The organism is Brevundimonas sp. (assembly GCF_024711105.1).
GTDB lineage: Bacteria > Pseudomonadota > Alphaproteobacteria > Caulobacterales > Caulobacteraceae > Brevundimonas.
In genome coordinates this window covers 23,350-49,093 of record NZ_JANJTL010000123.1, presented here as the reverse complement: position 1 = coordinate 49,093, position 25,744 = coordinate 23,350, and the positions used below count along the sequence as shown (strand labels likewise).

Below are 25,744 nucleotides of genomic sequence, written 5' to 3'. Positions count from 1 at the left end.
GCCGCCGCCTCCCGAACCGCCGGCCATCGTCGAGCAGGCGCCGGCACGACCGACCGCTGTCGCGCCCGCGGGCCCGTCCGTCTCCGCCGCCCTGACCGAGACCGAGGTGGAGGTGGACGCCGGCTACGCCGGGACTTCGATCGTGCTCTATGGAGCGGTTTTCAATCCCGGCGACAGCCCCGCCGACGTGGTCGTCGTGGTGCGCGGCCCCGAGCAGCCGGTCCGCCTGGTCCGCAAGACCCGCGTCGCCGGCCTGTGGCTGAACAGCCGGCCCGTGCTGTTCGAGGGCGCGCCGGGTTTCTACATGACCGCCTCCACGCGGCCCCTGTCGGACATAGCGGGCTTCGGCGTCTTGCGACGGCTCGGCGTCGGGCTCGACCACCTGCGCATCGACGCGCCGGAGGAGCAGCGGACGGTCAATCTCTACGGCGTGCGCGACGTGGTCATCAGCCGGCTGGGCGAGGACTATCTCGACTGGCGCCGCGCCGTGATCCGCCTGAAGGAAGCTAATGGCCTCTACGCGGTCGATCCCCAGGGCGTCCGCTTCGTCGACCAGGGCCTGTTCCGCGCCGAGATCGTCCTCCCCGCCGAGGCGCCCACGGGCCAGTATCAGACCGAGGTCTGGCTGTTCCAGAACGGCCGCGCCATCTCGGTGCGGCGCGGCTCCATCGAGGTGCGCAAGGTCGGCGTCGAGCGCTTCGTCCACGACTTCGCCCACCAGCAGCCGTGGCTCTACGGCCTGTTGTCGGTGATGGTGGCGCTGGTCACCGGCTGGGCCGCCTCGACCTATTTCCGCCGGAACTAGCGGCCCGGGCTGAGCCGCGCCCAACTGACCGCGTGGACCCGTCCCTCGCCGAGCAGCAGCGCCGTCGGCGGCCGGCCGAACAGGCCCGCGAACGCGCGGTCCACGGCGTTCAGCCCGCCCGCATAGGCCCCGAAGGCCGGCAGGATCATCCGCTCGCCGTCCGTCAGGAAGCAGCGCCGCCGCACCCGCTGGCCATAGCGGGCGACCGTCGCGACCGGATGCAGGTGCCCCGAGATCTCGCCCGGCGCGCGGTCCTCGGCCGGTTCATGCGTGAGGATCAGCCGGCCCAGCCGCACCTCGGCCGCCGCCTCGCCGGGCAGGGACACCGGCGCGTCCTCGTCGTGGTTGCCCGCGATCCAGACCAGCGTCCGACCGGCGGCCAGCGCCTCGATGCGCGCGACGACCTCGGCCGACAGGCGGCTCTCGCCGCCCGCGTCGTGGAAGCTGTCGCCCATCAGGATCACGGTGCGGGCGCCCGTCGCCGCCACCTCGGTCTCGAGTCGCTCTAGCGTCGCCAGGGTGTCGTAAGGCGGCAGCAGCTGGCCGCGCACGCCATAGGCCGAGCCCTTCTCGAAGGGCAGGTCGCCGGCGGCGAGCACGCCATGGGCCGCGATCCACACGGCGCCCGAGGCGCGGGCGGTCACCGCCGCGCCATTGACCTCGACCACGCAGCCGCCACAGGGCGAGCGCCGCATCGCGGGTCCCGGCTCGGGCTGGATCGGTTCGGCGCTCACGTTGTCAACTCCATGGCCTCGGCGATCAGTTCCTCGGCGGCTTCTTCCATGACGGCGTCGGCCCAGGCGCCGCCGGCGACCGGCTCGCGGCCGATCTCCAGCATGACCGGCACGGCGAAGGGCGACACCTTGGCCAGCGGCGCATGGGTGATCCGTCCCCGGATGCGCGCCAGAAGCCCGGCCAGCCGCGCCACGTCCAGCTGACCAGACGCCGCATCCGCCCGCGCGCAGCGCAGCAGCAGGTGGTCCGGCTGGTGCCGCCTCAGCACGTCATAGATGAGATCGGTCGAGAAGGTGACCTGCCGCCCGCTCTTCTCGTGGCCCGGCATGCGGCGCTCGATCAGGCCCGACAGCACCGCGCACTGACGGAAGCCGCGCTTCATCATCACGCTCTCGTCCAGCCAGGATTCCAGGTCGTCGCCGAGCATGTCCTCTTGGAACAGCTCATCGAGGTCGAGGTCGCCTAGCGGCTTCATCGCCCAGATGGCGAGCGCATAGTCGTTGGCCACGAACCCCAGCGGGTTCTTCCCCGCCCGCTCCAGCCGCCGCGCCAAGAGGTGGCACAGGGTCCCGTGGCTGATCCGCCCGTCGAAGGGGTAGCAGACCAGATAGTGCCGCGAGCCGCGCCGGAAGGTCTCGACCAGCATCTCGTCCGGCGACGGGATGACCGAGCGGATCTTCTGGATGTGCAGCCACTCCTGCACGTCGTCGGGCAGGCGGCCCCAGCCGGCCTCGTCGGCGATCATGCGGCGCACGCGTCGGGCCAGGTAGGTCGAGAGCGCGAACTTGGACCCGCCCCAGCTCGGCACCATGGGCTCGGAGCCCGGCGGCGCGGGCGTCACCCAGGCGTCCATCCCCTCGACCGTGTGGAACTGCCAGACCTGGCCCGCAAACAGGAAGGTGTCTCCGGCGGTGAGCTGCTCGATGTAGCTCTCCTCCATCTGGCCGACCTTGCGCCCGCCGCGCTTGCCCGTGCCGATCCGGATGTTGAGCATCGGGATTTCGACGATGGCCCCAACGTTCATCCGGTGGCGCTGGGCCGTCTGTTCGTTGCGCACCTTCCAGCGCCCGTCGCGGCCCTTCACGATCCGCTTGAACCGGTCATAGGTGCGCAGCGCATAGCCGCCGGTCGAGACGAACTCGACGACCTGGTCGAAGTCCTCGCGCGGCAGGTCGGCGTAGGGCGCCGCCGTCCGAACCTCCGCATACAGATCATCGGCCAGGAAGGGCTCAGCGCAGGCGCAGCCCATGACGTGCTGCGCCAGAATGTCCTGCGTGCCCGCGCGCGCCGGATCGGCGTCGAGGTCGTTCTCGGCCACCGCCGCCTTGGCCGCCTCGCACTCCAGCACCTCGAAGCGGTGGGCGGGCACGAGCAGCGCGCGGCTCGGCTCGTCCAGCCGGTGGTTGGCTCGCCCGATGCGCTGGATCAGCCGCGCCGAGCCCTTGGGCGCCGCCAGCTGGATGACCAGGTCCACGTCGCCCCAGTCGATGCCGAGATCGAGCGTCGAGGTGCAGACCACCGCGCGCAGCTGGCCGCGCGCCATGGCCGCTTCGACCTTGCGGCGCTGTTCCGCAGCCAGCGAGCCGTGGTGCAGCGCGATCGGAAGATCGTCCTCGTTCATCTCCCAAAGGGTCTGGAAGGCCATCTCGGCCTGGAACCGCGTGTTGACGAAGATCAGGGCCAGCCGGCTCTGCTTGATGCGCTCATAGACGTCGGCCATGGCGTGCTGGGCGGTCCAGCCGCTCCACGGGATGGTCTTGGCCGTCGCCCCCATCACCTCGACCACGGGCGGCGCTCCGGGATCGCCGAGCACCAGGTCGGCCATGCCGGGATGCGGGCTCAGCCAGCGGCGGATGGCGTCCGGGTCCTGCACCGTCGCCGACAGGCCCACCCGCCGACACATCGGCGCATACTGGCTCAGCCGCGCCAGGCCGAGGTTCAGCAGGTCGCCACGCTTGCTCGACCAGATGGCGTGAACCTCGTCGACGATGACGCAGCGCAGGTCGGAGAACCACTCGCGCCCGCCCTCCCAGGCGCAGAACAGGGCCAGCTGCTCGGGCGTGGTCAGCAGGATGTCCGGGGGGCTGACCTTCTGGCGTTGGCGCTTCGACACCGGCGTGTCCCCGGTGCGGCTCTCGATCCGCACCGGCAGGCCCATCTCGCGCACCGGCGTGAGCAGGTTCCGCTCGACGTCCACCGCCAGGGCCTTCAGCGGCGAGATATAGAGGGTGTGCAGGCCTGGCGGGGTGTTCCGCGGCCCGCGCTCAGATAGTTCAATCAGGCTCGGCAGGAAGCCGCCCAGCGTCTTGCCGCCGCCGGTCGGCGCGATCAGCAGGACGTCGCGGCCCTCGCGGCCCTTGTCGACCATCTCCAGCTGATGCCGCCTCGCCGCCCAACCCTTGGCGGCGAACCAGTCCTGAAAGCGCGGAGGCAGCGGCGACACCCGGAGCCCATAGCATGTTCCCGTTCCGTTTCCATATGTTCGGCGGGATGGACGCCGCGTCCGCGTCATGGGATTGCCTAGCGCGATGAAGCTCGTGATCGACGACCGCTGGTTCGAGGGGTGGCGGGGCCCGGCCATCGCCGCCCTGATCGCGCTGATCGCCGGCCTGCCGACCGTGCTGACGCTCGGTCCGCTGGACCGTGACGAGAGCCGCTTCGCCCAGGCCACGGCCCAGATGCTGGAGACGCGGGACTTCACCAGCATCTCTTTCCAGGACCAGCCGCGTCACAAGAAGCCGGTCGGCATCCACTGGCTACAGGCGGTCTCGGTGTCCCTGCTGTCCGACGTGGAGCATCGGGACATCCGGCCCTACCGCGTGCCGTCCCTGCTGGGGGCAATGCTTGCGGCGGCGGCCTGCGCCTGGGGCGCGGGGCTGGCGTTCGGGGCGCGAACCGGCGTGCTGGCCGGCGCCATCCTGGGGGCCAGCTTCCTGCTGTCGAGCGAGGCGGGGATCGCCAAGACCGACGCCATGCTCTGCGGGGCGGTGACGCTCGCCATGGCGGCCCTGTCGCGGCTCTACATCGCCCAGAGGGACGGACTCGATCCGCCCGGCAGGCGAACCAAGCTGCTCTTCTGGGGCGGCGTGGCGCTGGGGGTCCTGATCAAGGGACCGATCATCGCGCTCGTCGTTGGCCTGACGCTCGTGGCGCTTGGTCTGTGGGACCGGAAGTGGCGCTGGATGAGCCGCCTCGGCTGGCGCTGGGGCCTGGCCCTGGTGCTGCTCGGCATCGGGCCGTGGGCGCTGGCCATCACGGTCAAGACCGACGGCGCCTTCTGGGGCGCGGCGCTGGGCGGTGACCTCTTCCCCAAGATCGTGGGCGGCCACGAGCGGCACGGCGGGTGGCCGGGCTACTATCTGCTGCTCGCGCCGCTGCTTCTGTTCCCGGCGACCCTGCTGATCCCCGCCGGCCTGTCCATGGGCTGGGCGCACCGCAATCAGTCGGCCATCCGCTTCGCCCTTTGCTGGCTGATCCCGACCTGGGTCGCCTTCGAACTCTTCCCGACCAAGCTGTGGCACTACACCCTGCCGACCTTCGGCGCCCTGGCCTGGCTGATGGCCGCCAGCCTGACCCAGCCGCTGGGCACGCTCAGCCGCCGCATCGGCGCGGGGCTGATGGCGTTCGGGGCGCTGATGGTCACGGCCCTGGTGATCTATGGCTTCTCCGAGTACGGCGGCCCCGGCGACCAGAGCTGGGCGGCCGCCACCATCGCCCTGGCCCTGGTCGGGGCGGCGGTGGGCGCCTTCATGCTGCTGAACCGGATGTCGGTCACCGCGCTGGTCGTCAGCCTGGTCTTCGGCGTTCTCGCCCACGCCTCCCTGGTCAAGCTGATCAGCGGCCTGGGCCCCCTTTGGGTCGCGCCCCGGCTGGAGGCGGCGCTCCGCGAAGAGGGCCTGCATCCCATGAGCGGCGAGGCCGGGGCAGCCGTGACCCTGGCCGGCTATTCCGAACCCAGCGCCGTCTTCCTGATCGGCACCGACACCCAGCTTGGCGACGGCGCCGACGCGGCCCGGGCCCTCGCCGCCGGGCGGCCCGCCGTGGTCGATCAGTCCCAGGCCGAGGCCTTCGCCGCCGAGGCCGCCGCGCTCGCCATGACGCCCCGCCCGCGCGCGGTCATCGAGGGGCTGAACTATTCCAACGGCGACCAGCTGCGCCTGTCCATCTACGGCCCCTACCGCGAGGAGGCCGAGCGATGAGCCGCTTCATCGAGATCGTCGAAGTCGGCCCGCGCGACGGCCTGCAGAACGAGAAGGTCCTGATCTCCACCGAGGACAAGGTGGCCTTCATCGCCCGGCTGGAAGCCGCCGGTGCGAAGCGCCTGGAGACCGTCTCCTTCGTCCACCCGGGCCGCGTGCCGCAGATGGCCGACGCCGAGGCCGTCATGGCCGCCCTGCCGCCCGCGTCGGAGGTCACCCGCATCGGCCTGGTGCTGAACCAGCGCGGCTGGGACCGGGCGGTGGCCACGGGCGTGGATCAGGCCAATGTCTCCATCGCCGCCTCGGACGGCTTCGCGCTCAAGAACTCGGGCCTGACCGTGGCCCAGCAAGTCGAGATGCTGGCCGAGATCGTCGGCCGGTCGCACAACATGGGCGGCGGCCCGGGCTCGGGCCCGTCGGTGACGGCCATCATCTCCACCGTCTGGGGCTGTCCCTTCGACGGCGAGGTCTCCGACGATCAGGTCGAGGCCCTGGTCCGCGACGTCGCCGCCCTGGGCGTCAAGGAGATCGGCCTGGCCGACACGATCGGCGTGGGCGACCCCTGGGCCGTGCGCCGCAAGGTCGAGATCGCCAGGAAGGCCGCACCCGACGTGACCCTGCGCCTGCACTTCCACGACACGCGCAACACCGCGCTCGCCAATGTCTTCGCCGGAGTCGAGGCCGGGATCGACTTCATCGACGCCTCGGTCGGCGGCATCGGCGGCTGCCCCTTCGCGCCGGGCGCCACCGGCAATGTCGCGACCGAGGACGTGGTCTACATGCTGCACCGCGCGGGCTTCGAGACCGGCTACGACCTCGACGCCCTGATCGAGACGGCCCGCTGGATCGGCGAGAAGCTGGGGCGGCCGGCGCCCTCGGCCCTGTCGCGCGCCGGAGGGTGGCCGAAGGCCTGACACCCTCTTGCGTCCGCAGGCGCGGAGCGCCATGAACACCTCGTCTCCCCGATAGGTTTTCCGATGGTCCAACTCACCCTTCCGCGCGGATCCAAACCCAAGGCCGGCAAGCGCTGGGCCGCTCGCGAAGGCGCGTCGAAGGTCAAGACCTTCAAGATCTACCGCTACGACCCGTCGACGGATGAGACGCCGCGCTGGGACACCTATGAGGTGGCGACCGAGGACCATGGCCCGATGGTCCTGGACGCCCTGATCCACATCAAGAACACCATCGATCCGACCCTGTCGTTCCGCCGCTCGTGCCGGGAAGGCATCTGCGGCTCCTGCTCGATGAACATCGGCGGCCGCAACACCCTGGCCTGCACCAAGGGCTGGGAGGAGATCGACGGCGACATCACCATCTCGCCCCTGCCCCATATGCCGGTGGTGCGCGACCTGGTCCCGGACCTGACCGGCTTCTACAACCAGTACGCCTCGATCGAGCCCTTCCTGCAGTCGGACGAGCCCGATCCCGAGAAGGAGCGCCTTCAGTCGCCCAAGGACCGCGAGAAGCTCGACGGCCTGTACGAATGCATCCTGTGCGCCTGCTGCTCGACGGGCTGTCCCAGCTCCTGGTGGAATCAGGACAAGTTCCTCGGCCCGGCCGCCCTGCTCCAGGCCTACCGCTGGCTGGCCGACAGCCGCGACGAGGCGACCGACAAGCGGCTCGACAACCTCGAGGACCCGTTCAAGCTCTACCGCTGCCACACGATCATGAACTGCGCCCAGGTGTGCCCGAAGGGCCTGAACCCCGCCAAGGCCATCGCCGAGACCAAGAAGATGCTCGGCGCCCGCGCGGCCGGACGTTGATTTGCGGCCACGCGCCGCTTGAGCCAAGCTGAGCCGTCCCGAGGGAGGCTCCCATGTTTCGATCCGCCGCCGCCCTGGCCGCGCTCGCCCTGACGGCAGGCGCCGCCCATGCCCAGGCGCCCGCCGCTTCGCCGTGCCAGGGGCCGGAGGACCGCCAGATGGATTTCTGGGTCGGCGACTGGGACCTGGAGTTCGACAATCCGAACGGAACCGTCGGCCGGGCGACGAACCGCATCACCCGCGACGAGTTCGGCGACTGTGTGATCGCCGAGCACTTCGAGCAGACCGATATCGGCTATGTCGGCGCGTCCTGGTCGGTCTATGACCCGCAGACCGGCCAGTGGCGTCAGACCTGGGTCGACAACGCCGGCACGCCCTTCTTCCTCGTTGGCGGACCGGTCGAGGGTCAGCCGCACATCTTCGAGCTGCGCACCACCGAGCCGCGCGGCGCCCAGACGCCGGCCATGCGCCGCATGATTTGGGAGCAGGTCACCGAGGACAGCCTAGTCTGGCGCTGGCAGACCGAGCAGGCTGACGGCTCCTGGGCCGACGCCTGGGTGCGGCGCTATCGCCGCCGAGGTTGACGTAAGGTCAGTTTACCAACTTCGCCTAACGTAGTAATCTGATCTGCCCTGAAGGTGGGGCTCGGGTCCGGAGGCCGTCATGGCCAAGCGTCCGCCTTTCCACCGCCGCTCTTTCCTTGCGCGCATCCTAGGCACCACGGCTCTCGGCGGCGCCGCCGGGATCATCACCGGCGGGGCGAGCGCCCGACAGGTCACCGACAGCGACCCGACCGATCCCGCGGGACGCGGGCGTGGCGGCTCGACCGGCATCACCGACAGGGATCCGACGGATCCCATCGGACGCGGGAGGGGCACGTCCGGGCAGGGACAGACCGGCATTACCGACAGCGATCCGACCGATCCGGTCGGGGGAGGCCGTGGGACCGCCGGAGGGCACGGCGACCAGACCGGAGGCCGCACCGGAATTACCGACAGCGACCCGACCGACCGGGTCGGTTACGGCCGCGGGACCCAGGGCGGCGGCCAGTACACCGGGGTCACGGATTCCGACGCGGGCGCGGGCGCGGACCGGGGCGGCTATGGGCGAGGCACGGGCGGCGGCCAGCAAACCGGCCAGTTGCGCGCCTTCCTCGAGTATCCGCGCAGCCCCTTCGTGATCACCAACCAGGAACTGCCGAGCCAGCTGGTCAACATCGTCATCAGCGGCTGGGATCGAAATACCTCGACCCCGGTGCAGGTCGTTCTGCCCAACTCGCTCGACATGTCGGGCAACCATCCAAACGCCCTGCCCTTCAACGGCATCCAGGTGCAGGGGGCGGGCAGTTCCACCACCTACACCTGGGACGAGCCCTTCCGCTGGAGCCTGCTGGTCTTCTCCTGTCCTGGGCAAAGCGGCACGGGGGCCAGTTGTTATGGCGCGCGTGCGACCGTGGTGCCTGGATCATTCCGCATTCCAATCATCGTTCAGCAGGGCAATCAGGTCGTGAACCTGACCCTTATGGGAACGATCGTGGCGCATCCGCCGGTTCGCCGGCGTTAGGGCCTTCACAAGTCTTGCATCCGCCGGGGCGTCGGCTAAGCACCGCCGCATGCCCAAGATCACCTACATCGAGCACGACGGCGAGACCCACGAGGTCGAAGTCAAGACCGGCATGTCGGTGATGGAAGGCGCCATCCGCAACAACGTGCCCGGCATCGACGCGGACTGCGGCGGCGCCTGCGCCTGCGCGACCTGCCACGTCTATGTCGACGAGGATTGGCAGGACGTCACCGGACGCGCCTCGGCCATGGAGGAGTCGATGCTCGACTTCGCCGAGGGCGTTCAGCCCAACTCGCGCCTGTCCTGCCAGATCCGGGTGAGTGACGACCTCGACGGCCTGGTTGTCCGCCTGCCCGAGAACCAGCACTGAACCGCGACGACTAGGCGGCCTCGGCTCGAGGCTCTTCGGTGCGTTCGCGGAAGCGGGCACGCGCCTGCGAAACCCAGCCGGTGAAGGTGTCGACGCTCTGGGCCAGGCGCTCGGCGTCCCTGAGCCCTGAGAAATCCTCGCGCGGCGCCAAGGCCAGCCGCATGGCGGCGGGGCTGCGCGCCTCCTCGATGAAGCGCCCGTACCGCTGGTTCAGGCGCGCCAGCGCCGCAGCCTCTCGCGCCAAGGAATAGCCGATGCCGGCGCGGGTGACCTGGGTCTCCTCGGCGGCGCTGAGCCGGGTCTCATTCTCCCAGCGCGCTCCGAGGCCGGCCTCGTAGAGGGCGGCCGCGCCGGCCCAGTCCTGCTGGCGCCAAAGGATATCGGCGCGAACGGCCTGGGCGGCCGGACTGGCGTCGGATGCGAGCACCTCCAGGGCGTGGTCGTACCGGCCCAGCATCATCAGGGCGCGGGCCTCCAGCGCGCGGCGCTCGGCCTGCAGGGCGGTGGGCAACAGGGTCGAGCGGGAGCCCCAGAGGTTTTCCAGCGCCTTCTGCGGCTCGCGGTTCATCAGACGGATGGCCGCCGCGTCGGTCGCGACACTGGCCTTGGCCACACCGTCGAGCCGGTGCTCGACTTGGTATTCGAGCAGGGCCGCTGCGCGGTCGAGCAGGTCCAGATCAACCAGGCGGCGCGACAGACGGCGCACCATGTCATCCCCCTCGGCGCCGGGAGGCGTGAGCTCACGGAAATCCTCGAACAGGGCCACCGCCTGGATCGGCTGGAGCCCATCGGCGGCCCCCTCGAGGAACAGGGCGCGGAATGCGTTGGACAGATCGGCCTGCAGCTCGGCGGCCTGTGGCAGGTCCGGCATCCGCGTGCCGGCGCCGCGCAGCACCTCCAGCGCCTCGCGATAGCGGCCCTGGGACAGATAGACGCCGCCGAGCGTCCGGATCACCTGCAGCTCGGCTGCGTCACCGCGCCAGCGCCAGCGCAGCGGCTCCATGCGCCGCACGGCCTCGGCCGGCGTCAGACTCCCCGCCGCGAGGCCCAGTCGGGTGGCGTGCAGGCTGGCGGGCACGGCCAGGTCCTCGAAGGGCGCGCGGGCGATGGCCTGATAGACGGCCTGGGCGCGCGCCGCGTCGCCGGACTCCTCCAGCAGGCGGGCCTGGACCAGCCGCACCTCGAGCAGCTGTCGCGGACCGTTGGCATGGTTCAGCGCATAGTCGATGAGCGCGCGGGCGCCGTCCCGGTCACCGACCCCGAGCGCGGCCTCGGCGTGGGCCACTGCGAAGCGGGTGCGCCACTCGGCCGGGAAGCCGTCGACGGCGCGGGCGCCCTCGGAGAAGGCGCGGCGCGCCACCTCCCACTCGCCCTGGCGCGACGCGATATAGCCGCGCCAGACCGCGGCCGAGGTGTCGCCGGTGAGAGGCCCCGAGGCGAAATCGGCCTGGGCCTCGGACAAGCGGCCGATGGCGGCGCGCGCGGCGCCCCTGAGGCCGCGGGCCTCGGCCAGGCCGCCCATGCGTTCGTCGTCCTGGACCAGGGCGTTGATCACCCCGATCGCCTCGTAGTGCAGCCCCGATCCGACCAGGAATCGCGCCAGGGCCAACCGGGCCTCGACAGGCGCGCCGGATCCCTGGGCCATCTCCTCGGCAGCGGACGTCTGGAGCTGACGATAGCGGGCGCCGAAGTCCGCCTGGCCCAGGTCCGCCCATTCGGCGTCGATCAACGCGGGCAGGCGCGCAGCGCGCGGCGCCTCCGGGGCGTGCGCCGCCTGCTGGAGCCCGTCGGTGGGCGCGGACAAATGCAGGCCGCCCGGCCGACCGATCCGAACCAGGTCTCCATCGACCGCGACCCGGAGGTCTTCGGCCGAGGCGATCAGGGCCAGCCCCTGCGCCGTCGGCAGAAGCGTCAGATCGACGAGCCGGCGTGCGTGCTCGAGCCCCTTGGACGGGCCACGCGCGGTCACCACACCGATGCGGTCTCCGATGGTGGGGTCCTGGATCCACAGCACGCGCGTGGCTCCGGGCACGGCCGCGGTCATGCCGGTCGGGCCGCTGTCGTCGTCGCGGGCCAGGGTCACGGCGGCTTCGGGTGCGGCCGGCTCGCCGCCGAGGGTGACGATCCAGCGTCCGCCCTCGCTGCGGGCGACGGGCGCGACGTCCTCGCGCACCGCGATCCGTACCGCGGTGAAGTCGCCGCCGCGCACCCAGCGAATGCCGGAGGCCGGACCCAACCCGTCGGGCGGCGTCTCGAGATCGAGCCGCGCCGAGGCGTCGAACACCACCCAGACGGCGTCGCCGCGCCGGAACACCGCCGCCGGCGTCGGGGTCCGCCAGTCGAAGTCCAGGGTCAGGACCCCGCCGTGGACCTCGGCGCCGACGGCCACGGTCTCGGCGGGCGCGCCCGGCGCCTCGGCCGACTGGCCGGGCGGGAAGATGTTCACATAGGCCGCGCCGTCGGCCTGGCCGAAGCGGGCGTCGGCGCCGTCAGCCAGGGTGAGGACGATTTCCGTGGCGGACTGGACCGCGCGGGTCTCGACCGAGGCCACGCCGCGCGGCGGGTTGACCCTGAGCAGGGCGACATCCGGCGCGGCGGTGGAGCCGACCCGGACGACGACGGTGTTTCCCTCGCGGCGAATACGCGCGCGCGACCCGATGGGGCCCGCGAACTCCACGCGCGCAAAGCGCTCGTTGACCCCAAGTCGAATGTCGATGGGATCGCCGGGCGCCGCCAGAGCCAGGCCATCCAGGGGCGCAGCCGCCACCGCGCCGGCGGTGAGCACCGCGGCGGTCGTGCGCGCGATGCGCCGCCTCGACTGTCGGGCTGCCCCGGCCATCCGGGACAAGGTGAAGGGACGCGGTTAGGGCCGGGTTAAAACTAGCCCTCGGCGGCCACCGGCTGAATCGTCGGAATTTCGACGGCGACAGGCGCGGGCGGTTCGGGGAGTTCGGGGACCACGACCACCGGCTCGGGTTCGGCCGGTTCGGCCTCCGAAAGGGAGGCGGGCTGGAGCCGAACCTCCGCTTCGGCGGGCTCGCTGGGCGCCCCCGCTTCAACAGTTTCCGCGGGCTCCGAAACCTCGGGCCGGGTGATCGCCACGGGCTGAACCTCGGCCCGGGGCTCCTCCGCCTCGCGCTCGGAAGGCTCGGAGGCGGCGGCCGGGGTCACCTCGACCCGGCGCTCCACCGGCTCGGCGACGGGCACGGCCGCGTCGGCCGCCTCGATGCCGCCGCCCGTTTCCAGAAACCTGAGATCGGAGGTCCGCACCAGCGACAGGCCGAACATCAACAGCGCGCCCCCGGCGACCCCCAGCACGGCCAGCTTTGGCGGCCGCAAGGCCCGGCGCGGCGGCAACGGTCGCTCCAGGCCGCTTGCCGGTTGGACATAGGATTGGGCGCGCATGTCATTCATGGCCTCGCTCCTGAACGCTTCCCCTGTCCCGGGGGAGAACACCTATGGAGTCCGAGGGTTCAGCTTGGCCGCGAAAGAAAGTGGTGGACGGAGCGATCAGTCCGCTTCGCGCTCGCCGATCTCTTCGGGCCGCACGGCCAGCAGCCAGCCGTCGGCGATGTGCAGTTCGGGCACGGCCTCGCGGGTGAAGGGCAGATACCAGGTCTGGCCCCCGCCGGTCGGGGCCACCTCGAGGATGTCGCCGGCGCCGAAGTTCGGGACCGACCGCACCCGGCCGAGCACCGCGCCCGACGCGTCGCGGATCTCCAGTCCGATAAGGTCGGTGAGGTAGAACTCGTCCTCCTCCGGCTCAGGCAGGCGGTCGCGCGGCACGTGGAGCTTGAGGCCCCGCATGGCGTCAGCGTCCTCCTTGGTGGCAATCTCCTTCGCCCGCGCCACCACGCCCTTCTTGTCAGGCCGCCCCCCCGTCAGCGTCAGGGCGACCGAGCCGTCAGCCTTCAGCAGCGGCCCATAGGTCAGCAGCGCCATGGGCTCGGCGGTGAAGCTGGTGATCCGGACCTCGCCGCGCACGCCGAAGGCGCCGCCGACCTGGCCCACGAGGATAAGGGTGTCCGTGCTCATGGCGCCCAGATAGCAGAACGGCGGCGCCCACGTGGAGCGCCGCCGTTCGACTTCGTCAGAAAGACGGAGGGATCAGCCCTCGGTCTTCTCTTCCTCGGCGGCGCCTTCAGCCGGAGCCTCTTCGACGGCGGTCTCGGCGGAGCCTTCGGCTTCCGGAGCAGCCTCTTCAGCGGCCGGGGCCTCTTCGGCGGCGGCTTCGGCCGGAGCGGCTTCCTCGGCGGCCGGGGCGGCCTCTTCAGCGGCGGGGGCTTCCTCGGCGACCGGCTCTTCGGCCGGCGGCGGGGCGGCTTCGGCCTCGGCCTTGGCGGCGGCTTCAGCCTCGGCGCGGTCGGCTTCGCGCTGGGCGCGCTCGGCGGCGCGTTCCTCGGCCTTCTTGCCCGGCTTGGCCTTATTCGGGTTGTTGCCGGCCTGCCACTTCACGGTCTGGCCCAAGGTCTCGTCCTGCGACAGGAAGCGGGCGACGCGGTCGGTCGGCTGAGCGCCCTTGGACAGCCAGTACTGCAGGCGCTCGACATTCAGGTTGACGCGCTTCTGCTCGCCGTCGCGCGGCAGCATCGGGTTGTAGGAGCCGACCTTCTCGAGGAACTTGCCGTCGCGGGGCGCGCGGCTGTCGGCGATGACGATCGAGTAGTAGGGGCGCTTCTTGGCGCCGCCACGGGCGAGACGGATCTTCAGCATTTCAGGCAGTCCTTAGGGGTGATTACTTCTTGGGAGGAAATCCGGGCAGGCCGGGAAGACCGCCAGGGAGGGTGGGTTGGCCGGGCGCGCCCAGGCCCTGCAGGCGGCTCATGGCCTCCTGGAGTTTCGCTTCGTCGATCTCGGAGGCCGCCGGGTCGAGCTTGCCGCCGCCCAGCGCCTTGAGGCGAGCCAGGTCCGCCCCGCCGGGGCCGCCCATGCCGCCGAGCATCCGGGCCATCTGGCCGAAGCCCTTGCCGCCGTTCTTGCTCATCGCCTTGACCGCGTCGGCCATCTGGCGGTGCTGTTTCAGCAGGCGGTTGATGTCGGCTACGTCGACGCCCGAGCCGGCGGCGATGCGGCGCTTGCGCGAGGCGTTCAGCAGGTCGGGCTTCCTGCGCTCGGCCTTGGTCATGGAGGACAGGATGGCCTCCTGGCGGGCGATCATCCGGTCGTCGACGCCCGATGCCGCCATCTGGGACTTCATCTTGGCCACGCCGGGCAGCAGGCCCATGATGCCCTGCAGGCCGCCCATCCGCTTCATCTGCTGGAGCTGGGCGGCGAGATCGTCGAGATCGAACTGGCCCTTGGCCAGCTTGCGGGCGGCTTTTTCAGCTTTCGCCTGATCGAGTTCCTGGGCTGCCTTTTCGACCAGGGCGACGATGTCTCCCTGGCCCAGGATGCGGCCGGCCACGCGGCGCGCGTCGAAGGCGTCGAGCGCCTCGACCGTCTCGCCGGAGCCGAGATACTTGATCGGCAGGCCGGTGACGGCGCGCATCGACAGGATGGCCCCGCCGCGCCCGTCGCCGTCGGCGCGGGTCAGGATCAGGCCGGTCAGCGGCAGGCGTTCGTTAAAGGCGGTCGCGGTGCGCACCGCGTCCTGGCCGGTCAGGCTGTCGGCGACCAGCAGGGTCTCGGTCGGCTTCGAGATCTGGGCGATCTCGGCCGCCTCGGCCATCAGGGCCTCGTCGAGCGTGGTGCGGCCGGCGGTGTCGAGGATCAGGACGTCGAAGCCCTGCAGCTTGGCGGCGGACAGGGCGCGGCGCGCGATGTCGGGGGCCGACTGGCCCTGGACGATCGGCAGGGTGGTGACCCCGACCTGCTCGCCCAGCTTGGCCAGCTGCTCCATGGCGGCCGGACGGCGGGTGTCCAGCGAGGCCATCATAACCTTCTTGCGGTCGACCTTGGTCAGCCGCAGCGCCAGCTTGGCCGAGGTCGTCGTCTTGCCCGACCCCTGCAGGCCGGCCATCAGGATGACCACCGGCGGATTGGCGTTCAGGTTCAGCGGTTCGGGCTCGTCGCCGCCGAGCGTCTCGATCAGGCCGTCGTGGACGATCTTGATGACCTGGTCGGCCGGCTTGACCGAGCGGATGACCTCCTCGCCCGTCGCGCGCTCGCGCGCCTTGGCGATGAAGTCCTTGACGACCGGCAGGGCGACGTCGGCCTCGAGCAGGGCCACGCGCACCTCGCGCATCGCCGCATCGACGTCGCCTTCGGTCAGCACGCCGCGGCCGGTGATCCGGTCGAAGACGCCTGACAGCCGCTCGTTCAGAGCCTCGAACATGCCTACTCCTGTTGGCCCAAACGCCCTCAGCCCCCGTGGACGTTCGCGTCGACGGGGGTCCTCTCCAACCTCAGCCATCCGAAGATGGGGTCGTGTTGGAGGAGGCGCGAGGGTTCACTTGCGCCGGAAGCGGCGGCTTATGCGCCCGAACCCCGGCGAAATCAAGTTCTCGACCCCGGCGCGGGCCGCTAAGCTGGCGGCCGGGAAGGAGACGCCTTGATGATCAGCCGCTTGACCGTCGCAGGACTGGGCCTGGCCGTCCTGGCGCTGACCGGCTGCGACCTCGGCGGCCGTGGCGCCACGGAATCCGGCCGACCGGAGGAGCCGCAGCGCGGGCCGGGGGCAGCCGACGATCTCGTCGCCCGCATGGTCGAGCGCGGCCGGCTTCCGCAGCTGGAATACGACTGCGTCCTCGCCGGCGGAGATCAGGACGAGCGGCCCTATGGCCGGCTGGGGGTGGTCAACGACCGCTACACCCTCATTCTCAAGGGCGGGGGCCGTCAGGAGGGCTCCATGACCCTGGCCGAAGACCGCACGGTGCAGTGGGACGGCGATCTCGGCGGCGTGGACGACGCGCCGAACCGCGTCGGCGGGGCGCGGGTGAACACCGATGGCGCCGTCGTGGAACTCGTCTTCGAGGTCTCGCCTGCCGACGACACCGGCCATGACAGCGTCGTCTGCCGCGCGGGCGTCTGAGTGAACAAGACTGCGGCCGATGGGTTGTCGGGGTCGTATCTGCACCGTCCATCGGAAGAGCCGCCTTGCCCATGAGCCGTAGATCGCTGCTGTCCCTCGCCGCAGGCGCCGTCGCGCCGCTGGCGGCCGCCTGTTCGCCGCTGGCCCTGATGGAGACCCTGTCGCCGAGGGACCGCGGCGCGCGGCGCATCGCGGCCAACATCGCCTATGGCGCTCACGAACGGCAGAAGCTCGATCTCTACGCCCCGGTCGTAGACGGGACCTGGCCGGTCGTCGTCTTTTTCTACGGCGGTGGCTGGAACTCGGGGTCCAAGGACAACTACGGCTGGGCGGCCCAGGCCTTGGCCGCGAAGGGCTTCTTGGTCGCCCTGCCCGACTACCGGCTGGTGCCGGCGGTCCGCTTTCCGCACTTCATCGAGGACGCCGCGGCCGCCACCGCTCATGTGCAGGAGATCGCAGGCGCTCACGGCGGACGGCCCGACCGGCTGGCGGTCGGAGGCCACTCCGCCGGCGCCCACCTGGCGATGATGATCGCGCTCGACCCCCGCTATCTCGGAGCGGCCGGGGCGCCGGATGCGATCCGCGCGGCCTTCGGCATCTCGGGCCCGTACGAGTTTCTCCCCTTCGACGTGGCGTCCAGCATCAACGCCTTCGGCCAGGCCCCCGACCCGCTCCAGACCCAGCCGATCACCTTCGCCTCGGCCGACGCGCCGCCGCTCTGGCTCGGCCACGGCACGGGAGACGAGACGGTGCACGCCGAAGACGCCGAACTGCTCGCTGAGGCGGTCAATGCGGCCGGCGGCCGGGCCGAGCTGGAGCTCTATCCAGGCGTCGACCACGCCACGACGATCGCGGCCTTCTCGCCGCTGTTCCGATCACGCGTCTCCACGCTGGCGGACGTGACGGCCTTCTTGCGCCGGACGCTGGGCTGATCGTCGATTTCCGTCAGTAGGCGGCCCTCGCCGTGGCAACATAGGCTGCTCCGGAATGGAGACGCCGATGCGCCGACTGTCCTTGCTGATGCTGTACGCCCTTCTGGCCGGATGCGGCGCGGAGGCCCAGTCCAAGTCGGAAACGTCCTCAGCCGCTGTCGCCGGCGCGCTGGACTGCGCCGAGGCCGATCACGCGGTCGAGCGGCAGATCTGCGCCGACTCCACGCTGCGCGCCCTGGATCGCCAGGTGGCGGAGCTGTGGCCGCAAGTCAGCGCCCGCGCGGGGCGGCCCACCACCCTGCGGCATCAGCACGGGCAGTGGCTACGCGACCGTCTCGCCGGCGAGTGGGACTGGCAGGACGGCGGCGAAACGCGGCGGCCGCGCGACGCGGAGGAGCTGCGCCAGTTCCACGAAGATTACATCGAAGCCCTGCAGGAGGAGGTCCGCCTAGCCGAGGGCATGCCGGAGAGCGTTGCGGTATCGAGCCTGGCGGACGCCTGCGTCGGGGTCGGGTTGAACCAGTGCTCCGTGCCCGTCGCCGGCTTCCTGAACCTCGATCGCGAGCGTCGGCTGGCCTGGCAGGTCCAGGACGGGGTGACCGAGGCGAACGGCCTGTCGGCGGGCTTCGTCCTCTTCGAGGTCGAGGGGCGCCAGATGCGGCCAGTCGGCTGGGCCTACGAAGGCGTCACCTACGAGGCGCCGAGCCTGTTCGAGACCGACCAGGGGACTTGGTCGTGGTCCCCGGCCGCCACGGAGGCACTGGCGATCACAATGCAGACGTTCTTTACCGGGTCGACGCCGAGGGCCTGACCGAGATCGAGCTCACCGGCTGGTGGGCCACGCTGGATCCGCAGCTGCCCGATGGCCTCGGGGTCTGGAAGGGCGTCGACTACCGCTGGCGGGACCTGACCGCCCAGACGCACCTGTGGCGAGACGGCGACGGCAACTGCTGCCCCAGCGGCGGCGAGGCGCGACTCGACTTTCGGATAGAAGGGACCTCGCTGGTGTTGGCCGGCGTGGAGATCGAGGCTGCCGACTAGTCCAGCGTCACCATCGTGACGCGGCCGCCCCGGGTCTCGACCCGGCGCATCAGCACCACCGGTTCGGCGCCGTCGGACGTCACCGGCGCGATCACGAACCAGGCGCCGTCGGGCAGACCTTCGAAGCTGAACCGGCCCGAGCGGTCGCAGGTCGTATTGCGCACGAAGGCCCGATAGTCGTCCGTGGCCTCCGACACCGTCCGCGCACGGACGACCGCCGCAGGCAGGGCGGCCCGCTCGCTGGAGCCATAGAGGGTCTGGAACCGCTGGCGGGTCCAGGCGGTCTCGGGCGTCAGGCCGACCGAGCCGGCGCAGGTCCATTCCCGGGCCCCGCCGAAATAGCTGACCTGACCCTCGATCTCGTTGGTCCCGGCCATGGTCGACCAGGCGAAGTCGGTCGCGTTGAAGACCGCGATCATCGGGTTCGGCGGCGGCGGCCCGCCGCAGGCCGACAGGGCGAGGGCGGAACCGAGGGCGAGGGCGGATAGAGCGAGCTTCTTCATGACGGGATCCCTTTTAGCCCAAGACTGCGAAGGTTTCGACTCAACGGGCGGATACGGCCAAGGTTGCGGTCTCGGACCGGGCTCCAGACAGTCGTTGCGCGCTGGCGGCGCCCTGCTAGGTTCCGCCCGCCATGAGCGTGACCTTCGCAGACATCCAGGCCGCCGCCGAACGCATCCGCGGTCACGTCGACCGCACTCCGACCCGCTATTCGCGCAAGCTGTCCGAACTGACGGGGGCGGAGGTCTGGCTCAAGTTCGAAAACCTCCACTACACGTCCTCCTTCAAGGAGCGCGGCGCCTGCAACCGGCTGTCGCAGATGACCGCCGACGAGCGCAAACGCGGCGTCGTCGCCGCCTCGGCCGGCAACCACGCCTCGGCCTTGGCCTATCACGGCTCACGTCTGGGCATCCCGGTCACCATCGTGATGCCGGAGGGCACGCCCTTCGTGAAGATCGAGAAGACCGAGCGCTACGGCGGCAAGGTCGTCATCCACGGCCTGGACTTCACCGAGGCGACGAACCACGCCAAAGCCTTGCAGGCCGAGCATGACTACATCTTCGTCTCGGCCTTCGACGACGAGGGCATCGTTACCGGCCAGGGCACCTGCGGGCTGGAGTTCCTTGAGGATGCGCCGGAGCTGGACGCCCTGATCATCCCGATTGGCGGCGGCGGCCTGATCGCCGGCTCGGCAATCGCGGCCAAGGCGCTGAAGCCCGACATCCGCATCTTCGGGGTCGAGGCGGCCATGTATCCGTCCTTCACGGCCCGCCGGGCCGGCCAGCCGCCGAAGTGCGGCGGCCAGACCATCGCCGAGGGCATCGCCATCAAGGCGGTCGGGGAGATCCCCTTCGCGCTTGGCGATCCGCTGATCGAGGACGTGATGGTCGTCGACGAGCCGGACTTTGAACAGGCCGTGGCCTTCTATGCGACGATCGAAAAGACGGTCGTCGAAGGCGCGGGCGCGGGCGGGCTTGCGGCCCTGCTGCGCTATCCCGAGCGCTTCAGGGGCATGAAGGTCGGACTTGTGGTCTGCGGCGGCAACATCGATCCGCGCATCCTGGCCGTGGTCCTGAACCGCGAGCTCGTGCGCGAGCACCGGCTGGTCACCTTCCGCATCATCGGCGACGACCGCCCCGGCATGATGGCGGGAATGACCGCCGTCATCGGCCGCCGCGGCGGCAACATCATCGACATCCATCACAACCGGCTGGCGCTCGACGTGCCGGTCAAAGGCGCGGAATACGACATCCAGGTCGAGACGCGCGACGACGAGCACGCCCAGCAGATCGCGCGGGCCTTGGAGGAAAAAGGCTATGTTCTCAAGCGCGACTAGGGCGCTGCTCGCCGCCGGCCTGTCGGCCCTGGCGCTTTCGGCGTGCAACGGCGCCGCGGCGCCCGACGAGACCTCCGAGGCCGAGCGCGCCGCGGCCTTCTTCATGGAGAGCAACGCCCGCGCCGAGGGCGTCCACGTCCTGGAGTCGGGCGTCCAGTACAAAGTCGTCCGTTCGGGCGATCCGTCCGGGCCCCAGCCGGACTCCAACGATCTGGTGCGCGTGAACTACGAGGGCGCCCTCACCGACGGGACGGTGTTCGATTCCAGCTATCGCCGCGGCGTGCCGGCGGCCATGCCGCTGGACCGCTTGATCCCGGCCTGGCAGGAGGCCATCCCGCACATGCACGTCGGCGACGAGTGGCTCATCTACGTCCCGCCCGAGCAGGGCTACGGGGCCGAGGGCTCCCCGCCCGAGATCCCGCCGCACAGCGTGCTGGTCTTCCGCGTCGAACTGCTCGGCGTGGCCGAGGTCCCCGGCGGCGAGGCGGCCAGCGCCCGCGCCTAGCTCGGGCGGATATCCAGCGCCCGCCGTATCGTCTTCAGCGGACTCCAGGTCATGGCTCCGAGCGTCTCCAGCGCGTGGCCGCGCCTGCCCCTCTGCTCACGCCGCATCCGCCAGACCTCCGGCAGGGCGGCCGCGACGCCGCGCAGCGCCGGCCGCGCCTGACCTCGCGCGACGTAGCCGGCCAGCAGCAGCAGGGTCGCGACCAGATGCGCCACCGCCATGAAGGGCAGCACCAGCCCCGGAGTGTTCCTGGCGAAGCACCAGATGCGATTTCGGAAGCCGTGAAACACCGCGAAGTCCGACCGCGCCCCCAGCGTTGATGAGCCCACGTGATGGACCACCGCATCGGGGACCAGCCGCGTGCGCCCGCCGGCCAGCCTGAGGCGATAGCCGAGGTCGACATCCTCGCAATAGCTGAAGAACCGAGCTTCGAACCCGCCGAGCTCCAGGAAGGTCTCCCGTTCGATCAGCATGGCCGCGCCGCAGGGGCTGAACACCTCGCCTTCGGCGATATGATCCGGCCGTGGTTTCCGCCAACCCATCCGATAAGGCAGGCCGGTGCTCGTCATGGTGTCCCCGGCCCCGTCCAGCACCGCCGGATCGTCGGCCGCCAACTGCAGCGAGGTGAAGCACTTCACCTCCGGATGCCGCCGCGTCGCCGCCATCAGCCGCTCCAGCCAGTCGGGCTCGGCGAAGGCGTCCGGATTGAGCAGCGCCAGCCATCGCCCGCCCGCGATCCGCGCCGCCCGGTTGTTGCCCTCGGCGAAGCCCAGGTTCGCGCCGTTCTCCAGCAGGATCAGGCTCGGGTCCGCGCGCGCCGCCGCCTTGGCCGCCCCGTCGGTCGAACCGTTGTCGGACAGGATCACCTCGAAGTCGCGAAAGGTCTGGGCCCGCAGTTGCGCCAGGCACCGGCTCAGCACCGGCGCGCTCTCATAGGTCACCACGATGACCGAGACTTCCGGCGCGCTCACGCGGCCTCCAGCCGCTGCAGCGCCCACAGCGCGGCGTCGCGGACCACCGGATCGGCGTCCTGCGCGCGGGCCAGCGCGACGGGCTTCAGGCTCGCGTCGCCCGAGTTGCCGACGGCGTAGAGCACGTTGCGAACGAAGCGATCCCGGCCGATGCGCTTGACCGGGCTCTTGCGGAACAGCTCGCGAAAGGCCGCATCGTCCAGCGCCGCCAGCTCCGCCAGGCGTGGCGCCTTCAGCTCGGGCCGGGCCTGCAGCCGCATCTCCCGCGCCTCGGCGGCGAACTTGTTCCATGGACAAGCCGCCAGGCAGTCGTCGCAGCCGTAGATGCGGTTGCCCGCGGCCACCCGGAACTCCTCCGGCCACGGGCCCGCGTGTTCGATCGTGAGGTAGGACAGGCAACGGCGCGCATCGAGCTGGTACGGCGCCGGGAAGGCCGCCGTCGGGCAGGCGTCCAGGCAGGCCCGGCACGAGCCGCAGTGATCGGCCTCAGCCGAGTCCGGCGCGATTTCCGCCGCCGACAGGATGACGCCCAGGAACAGCCACGAGCCATGCTCGCGCGACACCAGATTGGTGTGCTTGCCCTGCCAGCCGAGCCCGGCCCGCTGGGCCAGCGGCTTTTCCATCAGGGGCGCGGTGTCGACGAAGACCTTCACCTCCGCGCCCGTCTCGCGCGCGACGATGCCGGCCAGGTCCTTCAGCCGGCCCTTGATCAGCTCGTGATAGTCGTCGCCCCACGCATAGCAGGAGATGACGCCCGCGCTCCGGTCCTCCAGCGCCGCGCGCGGATCCTCGTCGGGCCCATAGTTCATGCCCAGCACGATCGCCGTCCGCGCGTCGGACCACATGGCGCGCGGATGCGACCGGCGCTCCAGCGTCGTCTCCATCCAGCCCATCGTCCCGTGCCGGCCCTCGCCCACGAATTCCGCCAGCCGCGCGCCCTCCACCCACGGCTCGCCCGCCGAGGCGAACCGGCAGGCGGCGAACCCCAGCGCCTCTGCGCGCGCGCGCAGGACGGGACGGATGTCCGACGTGCGGTCTTGAAGGGCGGGGGCGGCGTACACTCGCGCCTTATACGGCCTGAACTGAGCTTCAGAAATCCAGGTCGGCGTAGTGATCGACCGGTGGCACGCCGGATAGTCTGTCCTGGAGGAGCGGCCGGAAGCTCGGGCGGCTCTTGATGCGCATGTACCAGGTCTTTAGCGCCGGCCAGTTGGCCCAGGAGACCTCACCGAAATAGTCGAGCACCGACAGGTGCGAGGCCGCAGCCAGGTCGCCCTGGCTTAGATCGCGGCCCGCCAGCCAGTCGCGCCGCGCCAGCAGGCCCTCGAGATAGGCCAGATGCTCCTTGAGCGCGGCCCGCCCCTGCCTCAGCGGCTCGGCCTCCGGCGGGCCCAGGCGCTGGAGTCGCTTTTCCATCCGCTCGTAGAGGATCAGGGCGTCGACCTCGACCTCGAAGCGGCGGTCGAACCAGCTGCGCAGCCGCAGCGCCTCCGCGCGCTCGGCCACATCGGCGGACAGCAGGACGGGGCGACCGCCGAAGGTCTCGGCCCAGTCCATCACCGCCAGCAGCTCGCACACCACCACCCGCCCCTGCGGTCCTTCGATCTCCAGCACCGGCGTCCGACCGGTCGGGGACAGGGCGTGGAAGACCGGATCGTGTTCCCAGTAGCGAACGGGCCGTTCGCTGAAGGCCAGCTTCTTTTCGCCCAGCGCCAGCCGGACCTGGCGCGAGGCCGGGTCGAGGGGGAAGTGATGCAGGACGAGGGTCTGGGTCATGGCGTCGGCACTGCCTTGCCGTGCGAAGGCTTAAGGTCCCGTTCACTACGTCCGAGGGGGCGCCTCTGTTTCGTCGGCCGTGCCTTCGCCGAAGGCCCCGCCGTGCGGCTCGGCCCGGCCCTTGGGGTCAGGGTGGATGATGATGTCCGCCAGGGGATGCGCGGCCAGGATGCGCCGTTCGGCGCCCACCACGATCTCGTGCGCGGCCTCCAGTGTCAGGTACGGGTCGAGATCCACGTGCATCTGGATCAGCCAGACCGTGCCGGACGCGCGCGTCCTCAGCTGGTGCGCTCCGTGAATGCGCGGGTCCTCCAGCACCAGTTCCAGGATCCTGGCCTGATCGGCCGCCGGCAGGGCCCGGTCGAGCAGATGCAGGGCCGCCTCCTTGAGCACGCTGGTCGCGCCCCAGAAGAGCCAGACGGCGACGATGAGACCCGCCGCGGCGTCCAGCGGCGCGGCGCCGAGCAGGGCGGCGGAGCCGACCCCGACCAGGGCCACCACGTTCGAGCCGAGATCCGCCGCATAATGCGCCCGGTCCCCCTTGACCGCGATCGAGCCGGTCTTGCGGATGGCGCGCGTCTGCACGGCCACCAGAACCAGCGTCAGCAGGATGGAGACGATCATCACCGCCACGGCCCAGCCGCCATTGGCCACCTCACGCGGCTCGACGATGCGGTCCACCGCCTCCCATCCCACGAACAGCGACGAGGCGAACACCAGCCCGGCCTGCAACAGGCCGGCGAAGGCCACGGCCTTGCCGCGTCCATACCGGTGGCCCTCGTCCGGGGGCGCCGCGGCCCAGCGCACGGCGTAGAAGGTGGCCAACGACGCGACGAGGTCGAGGCTCGAGTCGACCAGCGAGGCCAGCAGGGCCACCGAGCCCGAGGCCGCCCAGGCGAACACCTTCAATCCGATCAGGACGACCGCGACGGCCACCGACAGGCTGGTGGCGCCGTGGGTCAGGCGCGCGGCCTCGGCGGGAGCAGTGGGGCTCGGGGAGGCGGGCTGGGCGTCGGACATCCGCGCCCCTTGTGACCAAAGGCCGCGCGCAAGGCAATGTCCGCATTTTGTCAACATTGACGCGCCATCATGCGTCCATGACCGGACACGAGCGGACCTGGATCGGGCGCGGCGACGCCGAACGCCTGCTCGGCGTGAAGAGCCAGACGCTCTACGCCTACGTCAGCCGAGGCCACATCACCGCGCGGCCGGATCCCGAGAATCCCCGCCGCAGCCTCTACGACGCGCGAGATGTCCAGCGGCTGGCGGACCGCTCCGGCGTGCGCGCCGCCCCGTCGGCCGGCCGCGGCGCGCGCCACGAGATTTTGATCGAAAGCGCCCTCACCCAAGTCGGCGAGGACACCCTCACCTATCGCGGCGAGGACGCCATCGCCCTGTCCGAGCACGCCACGCTCGAGCAGACCGCGCGCCTGTTCTGGGGCGGCGTGGAAGACCCGTTCGCCGAGCAGCGGCCGCGCATCGACGTCCTGTTTCCCGGCGGCCCGCGCGCGCGGGCCTTCGCCTGCCTGTCCCGGCGCGCAGACGAGGACGGAGCCTCATCGGGCCGGTCGCCCGCTTCGCTGCGCCGCGAGGCGGCCTCGCTGGTCAATGAGCTCGTCGATTCGATCGCCGGACCGGGACCGCGCCTGCATCTCCATCAACGCCTGGCGCGCGCCTGGAAGGCGCCCGAGCAGGGCGCCCATCTGATCCGCCGGGCGCTGGTCCTCGCCTGCGATCACGAAGCGGACGCCGCGACCCTGGCGGTCCGCGTCGCCGCCGGCGCGGGGGCCTCGCTTTCCGCCTGCGCTCTGGCCGGACTGGCTGCCCTTTCAGGCCCCGAGCTGGGCGGCCGTCTCGCCCAGGTGACCGGCTTCGTCCTGGAGGCCCGGAAGGCCGACGCCCGAACCGCCGCCCGCAATCGCCTGTCGCAGGGACTCGATCTTCCCGGCTTCGGCCTGGAGGCGCACCCCGAGGGCGACCCGCGCGCCCGCGCGCTGATCGAGGCGGCCGGACTGCCGGCGCCCCTCGCAGACATCGCGCGGGTCGGCGAATCCTTGACCGGGCGAGCGCCCTGTTTCGACCTGGCTCTGGCGCTGGTCGCCCAGCGGCTGGACCTGCCTCGCGAGGCCCCCTTCGCCCTTCTCACGATCGGCCGCACGGTCGGCTGGCTGGGTCACGCGATGGAACAGGCGGTATCGGGCTCGCCTCCTCGGGCCCGCCTGCGCTATGTCGGGCCAGGTCCTGCCGGCGGCGCGGCCTGATTCCTGGTATTCGAAG

Annotated in this window: 26 protein-coding genes; 14 read left to right on the top strand and 12 right to left on the bottom strand. The window is 71.0% G+C overall.

What is annotated here, in order from left to right; genetic code table 11:
- The first annotated feature begins 106 nt into the window (after positions 1–106).
- Positions 107–805, top strand: coding sequence for a TIGR02186 family protein (locus Q0M60_RS09230; protein WP_296818523.1), 699 nt, complete (start codon positions 107–109; stop codon positions 803–805).
- Here Q0M60_RS09230 and pdeM read toward each other — a convergent pair.
- Both pdeM and Q0M60_RS09220 read right to left on the bottom strand, forming a co-directional pair.
- The gene (gene pdeM, locus Q0M60_RS09225) at positions 802–1,539 is read right to left on the bottom strand and encodes a ligase-associated DNA damage response endonuclease PdeM (protein ID WP_296818519.1); all 738 of its coding nucleotides are present in this window, start codon (positions 1,537–1,539) and stop codon (positions 802–804) included. The genes Q0M60_RS09230 and pdeM overlap by 4 nt on opposite strands.
- Complete coding sequence (locus tag Q0M60_RS09220) at positions 1,536–3,983, bottom strand: ligase-associated DNA damage response DEXH box helicase (RefSeq protein WP_296818517.1); 2,448 nt, start codon at positions 3,981–3,983, stop codon at positions 1,536–1,538. Before Q0M60_RS09220 ends, pdeM begins: the two co-directional genes overlap by 4 nt.
- A gap of 85 nt (positions 3,984–4,068) precedes the next feature.
- Between Q0M60_RS09220 and Q0M60_RS09215 the strand changes: the two genes are divergently transcribed.
- The 6 genes from Q0M60_RS09215 (at position 4,069) to Q0M60_RS09190 (ending at position 9,435) form a co-directional block, all read left to right on the top strand.
- Positions 4,069–5,739, top strand: a complete 1,671-nt coding sequence (locus tag Q0M60_RS09215) for a glycosyltransferase family 39 protein (RefSeq protein WP_296818514.1) — start codon at positions 4,069–4,071, stop codon at positions 5,737–5,739.
- Positions 5,736–6,653 (top strand): hydroxymethylglutaryl-CoA lyase, encoded by a 918-nt coding sequence (locus Q0M60_RS09210; RefSeq protein ID WP_296818511.1) that lies wholly within the window; start codon positions 5,736–5,738, stop codon positions 6,651–6,653. The genes Q0M60_RS09215 and Q0M60_RS09210 overlap by 4 nt, the downstream gene beginning before the upstream one ends.
- A gap of 63 nt (positions 6,654–6,716) precedes the next feature.
- The gene (locus Q0M60_RS09205; protein WP_296818508.1) at positions 6,717–7,502 is read left to right on the top strand and encodes a succinate dehydrogenase iron-sulfur subunit; all 786 of its coding nucleotides are present in this window, start codon (positions 6,717–6,719) and stop codon (positions 7,500–7,502) included.
- 53 nt (positions 7,503–7,555) lie between these two features.
- On the top strand, positions 7,556–8,086 hold the full coding sequence (locus Q0M60_RS09200; protein ID WP_296818506.1) for a DUF1579 family protein: 531 nt from the start codon (positions 7,556–7,558) through the stop codon (positions 8,084–8,086).
- A gap of 79 nt (positions 8,087–8,165) precedes the next feature.
- Positions 8,166–9,065: a hypothetical protein gene (locus Q0M60_RS09195; protein WP_296818504.1), complete on the top strand. Its 900-nt coding sequence runs from the start codon at positions 8,166–8,168 to the stop codon at positions 9,063–9,065.
- Between the two features lie 49 nt (positions 9,066–9,114).
- Positions 9,115–9,435 (top strand): 2Fe-2S iron-sulfur cluster-binding protein, encoded by a 321-nt coding sequence (locus Q0M60_RS09190; protein ID WP_296818502.1) that lies wholly within the window; start codon positions 9,115–9,117, stop codon positions 9,433–9,435.
- 10 nt (positions 9,436–9,445) lie between these two features.
- Here the strand turns inward: Q0M60_RS09190 and Q0M60_RS09185 are convergent, their stop codons facing one another.
- The 5 genes from Q0M60_RS09185 to ffh form a co-directional block, all read right to left on the bottom strand.
- A complete protein-coding gene (locus Q0M60_RS09185; RefSeq protein WP_296818500.1) occupies positions 9,446–12,220 on the bottom strand; it encodes a hypothetical protein in 2,775 nt (924 codons plus the stop codon).
- A 95-nt stretch (positions 12,221–12,315) separates the two neighbouring features.
- Entirely contained in the window at positions 12,316–12,849 is a 534-nt protein-coding gene (locus Q0M60_RS09180; protein ID WP_296818498.1) for a hypothetical protein, read from the bottom strand.
- 96 nt (positions 12,850–12,945) lie between these two features.
- Positions 12,946–13,470 (bottom strand): ribosome maturation factor RimM, encoded by a 525-nt coding sequence (rimM, locus tag Q0M60_RS09175; protein ID WP_296818496.1) that lies wholly within the window; start codon positions 13,468–13,470, stop codon positions 12,946–12,948.
- Positions 13,471–13,542: 72 nt separating this feature from the next.
- Positions 13,543–14,148 carry a 30S ribosomal protein S16 gene (gene rpsP / locus Q0M60_RS09170; RefSeq protein ID WP_296818494.1) on the bottom strand — a complete coding sequence of 202 codons (606 nt, stop codon included), beginning with the start codon at positions 14,146–14,148 and terminating at the stop codon, positions 13,543–13,545.
- Between the two features lie 22 nt (positions 14,149–14,170).
- Complete coding sequence (gene ffh, locus Q0M60_RS09165; protein WP_296818490.1) at positions 14,171–15,709, bottom strand: signal recognition particle protein; 1,539 nt, start codon at positions 15,707–15,709, stop codon at positions 14,171–14,173.
- Positions 15,710–15,928: 219 nt separating this feature from the next.
- Between ffh and Q0M60_RS09160 the strand changes: the two genes are divergently transcribed.
- The 4 genes from Q0M60_RS09160 to Q0M60_RS09145 all read left to right on the top strand — a co-directional run bounded on the left by Q0M60_RS09160 (position 15,929) and on the right by Q0M60_RS09145 (position 18,378).
- On the top strand, positions 15,929–16,405 hold the full coding sequence (locus tag Q0M60_RS09160) for a hypothetical protein (protein WP_296818488.1): 477 nt from the start codon (positions 15,929–15,931) through the stop codon (positions 16,403–16,405).
- A 71-nt stretch (positions 16,406–16,476) separates the two neighbouring features.
- Positions 16,477–17,337 (top strand): alpha/beta hydrolase, encoded by an 861-nt coding sequence (locus Q0M60_RS09155; RefSeq protein ID WP_296818485.1) that lies wholly within the window; start codon positions 16,477–16,479, stop codon positions 17,335–17,337.
- Positions 17,338–17,404: 67 nt separating this feature from the next.
- Positions 17,405–18,148, top strand: coding sequence for a hypothetical protein (locus tag Q0M60_RS09150; protein WP_296818483.1), 744 nt, complete (start codon positions 17,405–17,407; stop codon positions 18,146–18,148).
- Entirely contained in the window at positions 18,073–18,378 is a 306-nt protein-coding gene (locus Q0M60_RS09145; RefSeq protein ID WP_296818482.1) for a hypothetical protein, read from the top strand. Before Q0M60_RS09150 ends, Q0M60_RS09145 begins: the two co-directional genes overlap by 76 nt.
- On the opposite strand, the gene Q0M60_RS09140 is transcribed toward Q0M60_RS09145, so the two are convergent.
- Positions 18,375–18,881 carry a hypothetical protein gene (locus tag Q0M60_RS09140; protein ID WP_296818480.1) on the bottom strand — a complete coding sequence of 169 codons (507 nt, stop codon included), beginning with the start codon at positions 18,879–18,881 and terminating at the stop codon, positions 18,375–18,377. The two genes, Q0M60_RS09145 and Q0M60_RS09140, sit on opposite strands and share 4 nt — an antisense overlap.
- A gap of 131 nt (positions 18,882–19,012) precedes the next feature.
- Here Q0M60_RS09140 and Q0M60_RS09135 point away from each other — a divergent pair, with 131 nt between their 5' ends.
- A complete protein-coding gene (locus Q0M60_RS09135; RefSeq protein WP_296818479.1) occupies positions 19,013–20,215 on the top strand; it encodes a threonine ammonia-lyase in 1,203 nt (400 codons plus the stop codon).
- Positions 20,196–20,720 carry an FKBP-type peptidyl-prolyl cis-trans isomerase gene (locus tag Q0M60_RS09130; protein WP_296818477.1) on the top strand — a complete coding sequence of 175 codons (525 nt, stop codon included), beginning with the start codon at positions 20,196–20,198 and terminating at the stop codon, positions 20,718–20,720. Before Q0M60_RS09135 ends, Q0M60_RS09130 begins: the two co-directional genes overlap by 20 nt.
- On the opposite strand, the gene Q0M60_RS09125 is transcribed toward Q0M60_RS09130, so the two are convergent.
- From Q0M60_RS09125 to Q0M60_RS09110, 4 genes are read right to left on the bottom strand one after another with little or no spacing between them, the layout of a single operon-like run.
- Positions 20,717–21,691: a glycosyltransferase family 2 protein gene (locus Q0M60_RS09125; protein WP_296818475.1), complete on the bottom strand. Its 975-nt coding sequence runs from the start codon at positions 21,689–21,691 to the stop codon at positions 20,717–20,719. The two genes, Q0M60_RS09130 and Q0M60_RS09125, sit on opposite strands and share 4 nt — an antisense overlap.
- A complete protein-coding gene (queG, locus tag Q0M60_RS09120; RefSeq protein ID WP_296818473.1) occupies positions 21,688–22,752 on the bottom strand; it encodes a tRNA epoxyqueuosine(34) reductase QueG in 1,065 nt (354 codons plus the stop codon). Before queG ends, Q0M60_RS09125 begins: the two co-directional genes overlap by 4 nt.
- A gap of 28 nt (positions 22,753–22,780) precedes the next feature.
- Positions 22,781–23,467: a glutathione S-transferase family protein gene (locus Q0M60_RS09115; RefSeq protein WP_296818471.1), complete on the bottom strand. Its 687-nt coding sequence runs from the start codon at positions 23,465–23,467 to the stop codon at positions 22,781–22,783.
- Positions 23,468–23,512: 45 nt separating this feature from the next.
- The gene (locus Q0M60_RS09110) at positions 23,513–24,487 is read right to left on the bottom strand and encodes a cation diffusion facilitator family transporter (RefSeq protein WP_296818469.1); all 975 of its coding nucleotides are present in this window, start codon (positions 24,485–24,487) and stop codon (positions 23,513–23,515) included.
- A 77-nt stretch (positions 24,488–24,564) separates the two neighbouring features.
- Between Q0M60_RS09110 and Q0M60_RS09105 the strand changes: the two genes are divergently transcribed.
- Positions 24,565–25,728 carry a citrate/2-methylcitrate synthase gene (locus tag Q0M60_RS09105; protein ID WP_296818468.1) on the top strand — a complete coding sequence of 388 codons (1,164 nt, stop codon included), beginning with the start codon at positions 24,565–24,567 and terminating at the stop codon, positions 25,726–25,728.
- Positions 25,729–25,744: the final 16 nt, after the last annotated feature.